Source organism: Ramlibacter sp. (genome assembly GCF_013697775.1).
GTDB lineage: Bacteria > Pseudomonadota > Gammaproteobacteria > Burkholderiales > Burkholderiaceae_C > Ramlibacter.
Genome location: NZ_JACCWG010000071.1, coordinates 1 through 5,621, shown reverse-complemented (window position 1 = coordinate 5,621; position 5,621 = coordinate 1). Strand labels below are relative to the sequence as shown.

The following is a 5,621-nucleotide window of genomic DNA, read 5'->3' as shown; positions in this document are numbered from 1 at the left end:
CCGGCGCGCGCCGCGCCACGGCCGGCCCGCCGCCCGCCGGCACACTGGCGCTCACCGGCGCCGGCCTGCCGGAGATCTCCAGCGATGCCGGCTGCTACGTGTTCTTCACCTCCGGCACCACCGGCCGGCCCAAGGGCGTGCTCGGGCGGCGCGGCGGGCTCGCGCATTTCCTGCAGTGGGAAGCGCGCACGCTGGCGCTGGTCCCGGGCGACCGCGTGAGCCTGCTCACGCGCCTGTCGTTCGACGTGGTGCTGCGCGACCTGCTGCTGCCCATCGTGGCCGGCGTCACCGGCTGCATCCCCCGCAACGGACTGGGCGCGCACGAGGTGCCGCAGTGGCTGGCCGAGGCGCAGGTCACGGTGTCGCACGTCGTGCCTTCGCTGGCGCAGGCCTGGCTGGCCGCGCCGGCCGCGCAGGTGCCCAACACGCACCTGCGCCACACGCTGTTCGCGGGCGAGCCCCTGTCGGGCACGCTGGTGGCGCGCTGGCGCGAGGCGTTCCCGAACACCGCCGTTCACAACCTCTACGGCCCGACGGAAACCACGCTGGCGAAATTCTGGGCACAGGTGCCCGTGCCCGCGCCCGACGGCATCCAGTGCTGCGGCCGGCCGCTGCCGCAAACCCAGGTGCTGGTCGTCGACGCACAGTGCAACCCGCTCGGCGCGAACCAGCTGGGCGAGGTCGCGATCCAGACCGCGCACCGCTCGCTCGGTTATCTCGACCCGAACGAGCCGAGCGCCGCCAACTTCACCGAGATCGGCGGCACGCCGAGCTATCTCACCGGCGACCTCGGTTTCCTCGACGACGCGGGCCAGCTGCACCTGCGCGGGCGCAAGGACGACCAGATCAAGATCCTGGGCGTGCGCATCGAGCCGGTCGGCGTGGCGGCGGTGCTGCAAAGCCATCCGGCGGTGGAGCATGCGGCCGTGGTCTGCCTCGCCCATTCCGACGGCAGCCCGTATCTCGTGGGCTACTTCACCACGCGCGGCGATGCTGGCGCCGTGCGCAGGAGCCTGCGCCCTTTCATGGCCGAACGCCTGCCGGCCGCGGCCGTGCCCAGCCACTTCATCGCGCTCGATGCGCTGCCCACCACGCCCAACGGCAAGCTCGATCGCGCGCGCCTGCCGCCGCCTGCGCTGGACGAAAGCGGCGGCGACGCACCCACCGACGCGCTGGAGCAGGCCATCGTGGACGCCATGGCCAAGGCGCTCGGCCGCGAGGCGGTCGGCGCCACCGACGACTTCTTCGCGCTGGGCGGCGACTCGCTCATCGCGGGCCGGCTGTCGGTCGCACTGAAGGACGGCGCCGGCCTGCACCTCGCGCCCGCCGCACTGCTCTCGGCGCCGAGCGCGCGCGACATCGCCGCGCACCTGCGTTCGGCCGATGCGGCGGCGCCCGCGCCGATTCCCGAGGCGCCGCGCACCCTCGTGTTCCCGCTCACGCCGCAGCAAAAGCGCTACTTGCGCACCTTCTGCGCCGGCGGCAACCGCAACTGGTGCAACATGGTCGCGGTGTTCGACCTGCCGGACGGCACCGGCAGCTACGACGTGCGGCGCGCGCTCACCGAGATCGGCCTGCGCCACCAGAGCCTGCGCCTGCGCTTCCACCCGGACGACCACGGCGGCGTGCTGCAGTCCATCGACCCCGCGCCCGATTTCCCCGTGCCGATGCTGGACCTGCGCGACGTGCCGCAAGCGGAGCTCGCCGCGCGCGTCGAGGCGCTGCGCATCGCCGAAGCACAAACCGAGATCCCGGTGTTCCGCGAAGGCCCGCTGTTTCGCGCCAGCGTGCTGGCGCTGCCCGGCGACAAGCGCAAGCTGCTGTGGAACGTGCACCACCTGGTAAGCGACGGCACCAGCCAGGGCATCCTGGCGGCGGAGCTGGGCGCCCGGCTGCGCGGCGAGCCGCCCGGCGCGGTGCCCACGCCGTTGCGCGACATCGCGGCCTGGGCGCAGCGGCCGGCGGACAGCCTGCATGCGTCGCGCGACTACTTCCGCGACCTGCTCACGCCGCCCTATGCGCACCGCTACCTGCCGCAGCACGTGGCCTGCGAGGACCCGCAGCGCTGCCACGCGCTGGAAGCGGTGCTGCCCGACATCGTGCGCAACGCGGTGCGCGCCAGCGCGCGGCGGTTCAAGTGCACGCCCTACGCATTGTTCGTGTCGGCCTACTTCCGTCTCGTGGCCCAGCTCACCGGGCAGGACGACGTCGCCATCGTCACGCCGCTGGCCGGCCGTGCGCATCCGCAGGTCGCGCCCGTGATCGGCGACTTCATCAACCTGGTGCCGATGCGCCTGCGCGAGCTGCCGTCGCTCAGCGCGGCGCAACTGCTCGCCGCCGTGAAGGAGCAGATCGCCGCGGCGGCGTCGCACCAGGCCTGGCAGTTCGACGAGGTGCTCGACGACCTGGGCATCCCGTTCGATCCCGACCGCAATCCGCTGACCGGCTTCTCGCTGAACTTCATGCCGCAGGACAGTGCCGCGCAGCTGGCGCAGCGCCATGCCGATCGCGGCTACAAGCTGAAGTACGACGTGCTGTTCCTGGTGCGCGACTTCACGAATGCCACGCAGGTGGAAATCCAGTACCGCGCCGGCGTCTGGGCGCGCGCCGACGTGGAAGCCGCCTTCGCGGCGTTCTGCCGACAACTCGAGGAACTGAGCCATGTCTGAAAAACGCGCGCCGCCGATGCGCGAATACGCCCTGCTGGTGCTGCTGTCGCTGCTGTGGGGCGGCTCGTTCACGCTGATCAAGGTGGCGGTGGCGGGCTATCCGCCGGCCACGCTGGTCGCCATCCGCATCCTGTTCGGCGGGCTGCTGCTGGCCGCCATCGCCTTCGCGCAAGGCGTGCAGTTTCCGACGTCCCGCCGGCGCTGGGCCGAGCTGTTCCTGCAGGGCGTGCTGCAAAGCGCGCTGCCGTTCACGCTCATCAGCTGGGGCGAGATCCACCTGCCCAGTGGGCTGGCCGGCGTGATGAACTCCACCGTGCCGATGTTCGTATTCCTGATTTCCGTGTTCGCGTTGGGCGCCGCGCCGTTCGTGTTCCGCAAGTTCCTGGGCGTGGTGCTGGGTCTGGCCGGCGTGGCCGCGATGGCCGGCCTGGGCAGCATCGCCGGCGCTGGGGGCGAGGTCAACGTGCTGGCGGTGCTGGCGGTCGTGGGCGCGAGCGTCTCTTACACCTGCGGCGCGCTGTTCGGCCACCGCTTCGACGACCAGCCAGCCATCGTCACCGCATCGACCTCGCTGCTGTGCGGCAGCCTGCTGATGGTGCCGCTCAGCCTGTATCACGACAGGCCGTGGACGCTCACGCCCAGCACCGATTCCACGCTGGCCGTGGCGGCGCTGGCGCTGCTGTCCACCGCGCTGGCCAGCACCATCTTCTTCCGGCTGATCAAGACGCTCGGCTCGCTCGCCACCACCACCAACGCCTACCTGCGCGCCATCTTCAGCGTGTTCCTGGGCGTGGTGTTCCTGGGCGAGCCGCTCGGCTGGAACATGGTGGCCGGCACGGCGCTGATCCTGGCCGGCGTGGCGCTGGTCACCCGACCGGCCAGGCCGGCGTTGCAGCCCGTTGCCGCGAAAGGAATCTGAAATGCGCGCACGCACGCTCTACTACGCGCCCTCGGGCAACAGCTTGCGCGCCGCCATCGCGGCGGAACTGGCCGGCTTGCCGGTGGAGAAGATCCGCCTGGACGTGGCCGCCGGCGACCACCGCACGCCGGCATTCCTGGAGCTCAATGCCAGCGGCACGGTGCCGGCCTACCTGGAGCGGCTGCCCAGCGGCGAGGAGCTGGTGCTGACGCAGTCCGCCGCCATCGCCGACCACCTGCTGCTGCCGGCGCGCCCGGACCTGTACCCGGACGACCCCATCGAGCGCGTGCGGGTGCAGTCGTCGGTGTACGCCGCCATGAGCGACCTCGCGATGCAGAATTCGCTGATGCGCTACCTGGCCTTCAGCCCCGACAGCGTGCAGTTCCTGCGCGAACGCTTCCTGCGCATGCTGGCCGCGTCGTTCGAGGGGCTGAAGACGCAGCCCTGGGTGTGCGGGCCGCGCATGACCATCGCCGACATCGCGCACTATCCGGTGGTGCACATGCGCGGCGCGCAGCTGGAGGCCATGGGCGGCTTCTCCCACGTGCTCGATTGGGCCGCGCGCATGCGTGAACTGGAAGCGGTGCGGCGCGCCGCCGCCTACGCCGGGCTCGCGCTGTCCGCGCAAGGCACCTGATGGACGCGCCGATCTCCATTGCCATCGTCGGCGCCGGCCCCTGGGGCCTGGCCGTGCTCGACCGGCTGGTCATGACCGCGCGCCGGCAGCCAGAGCAGCGCTTTGCCGTCACGGTGATCGATGCCAACGATCCGGGCCCCGGGCTGCACAAGCCGGAGCAGGAACGCTTCCTGCTGCTCAACACCGTGTCGGGCCAGATCGACAGCTACAGCGCCCGCCATTTCGGCGAGGAGCCGCTGCCGGGCGCGATGCCGTTCCTGCAGTGGGTGCGCGAGCGGCGCGGCCTGCAGGCGGACGCGCACGGCTTCCTGCCGCGCGCGCTGTTCGGCAGCTACCTGCGCGACGTGTTCGGCGTGCTGCGCGCCAACCTGCCGCCCAACCTGGCGCTGGCGCTGGTGCGCGACACGGCCAGCGGCATCTCGCTGGACAGCGGGCAGCGGGCGCGCATCGCGCTGCAGGGCGGCCAGCCGCTCGCCTGCGACCACGCCTTCCTCTGCGTGGGCCACGGCGTGCCGCGCGGGTCGGACGGCGAGGAAGCCGCGCCGCCCGCCACCACGGCCGGCCTGCTCGATCCCTATCCGGTCGCCGAGTTGCAGCGCCGCATCGCGCCGCGCACCTGCGTGGGCATCGTCGGCACCGGCCTGGTGGCGGTGGACGCGGTGGCCGCGCTGACCGAAGGCCGCGGCGGCCGCTTCACCGAACAGGCCGACGGCACGCTGCGCTACGACGCCAGCGGCGACGAGCCGGTGATGTTCGTCTACTCGCGCACCGGCACGCCGTTCTCGTGCCGCCCGGCCGTGTCGCTGGACCTCGCCACCAGCTACGAGCCGCTGTACTTCCACGACGCGTTCCTGGCCGGGCTGCGCGCCGCGCATCCGCAAGGCGCCGACTGGGCCGCGCACGTCATGCCGGTGCTGTGCGCCGAGTTGCGCGCCGCCTACGTGGTGCGCGCGACGGCGCTGTCGCAGGGCGCGCAGGCGGCCGATGCCTGCCTGCAGTCGCTGCGCGGCCTCGCGCCGAAAGACGTGCCCGCCTTCTGCCGCCGCGCGCTGCCCGACGGCGAGTGGTTCCGCCCGGAAGACCTGCTGATGCCGCCGGCCGCGCAGCGCTTCCGCTCGCCGGCCGCATTCAACGATGCCTTCGCCGGCCGCCTGGCGTTCGACGTCGCCGAGGCGGGCAAGGGCGAAGCGGCCAGTCCCTACAAGTACGCGGTGGAGATGCTGCGCGTGCTGCGCAACAACATCCGCCGCGCGGTGGAGTTCGACGCGCTGGCGCCGGCCTCGCGCCGCCTGTTCTTCGACGCGGTCGCGCCGCGCATCGCGCAGCTGGTGGTCGGCCCGCCGGTGTCGCGCGGGCGCGAGTGGCTGGCGCTGCTGCGCGCGGGCCTGCTGAAGCC

The 5,621-nt window shown here is 72.4% G+C and carries 4 protein-coding genes; all 4 read left to right on the top strand.

The window, feature by feature from the left end; translation table 11 throughout:
• Positions 1-2,669, top strand: a 2,669-nt coding sequence (locus tag H0U68_RS03905; RefSeq protein ID WP_296352877.1) for a condensation domain-containing protein, incomplete at its 5' end; no start/stop codon positions are given.
• The gene (locus H0U68_RS03900; RefSeq protein ID WP_296352875.1) at positions 2,662-3,588 is read left to right on the top strand and encodes an EamA family transporter; all 927 of its coding nucleotides are present in this window, start codon (positions 2,662-2,664) and stop codon (positions 3,586-3,588) included. The genes H0U68_RS03905 and H0U68_RS03900, both read left to right, overlap by 8 nt.
• A gap of 1 nt (position 3,589) precedes the next feature.
• Positions 3,590-4,225, top strand: a complete 636-nt coding sequence (locus H0U68_RS03895; protein WP_296352874.1) for a glutathione S-transferase family protein — start codon at positions 3,590-3,592, stop codon at positions 4,223-4,225.
• A partial coding sequence (locus tag H0U68_RS03890) for an FAD/NAD(P)-binding protein (protein WP_296352871.1) occupies positions 4,225-5,621 on the top strand: 1,397 nt, incomplete at its 3' end. The genes H0U68_RS03895 and H0U68_RS03890, both read left to right, overlap by 1 nt.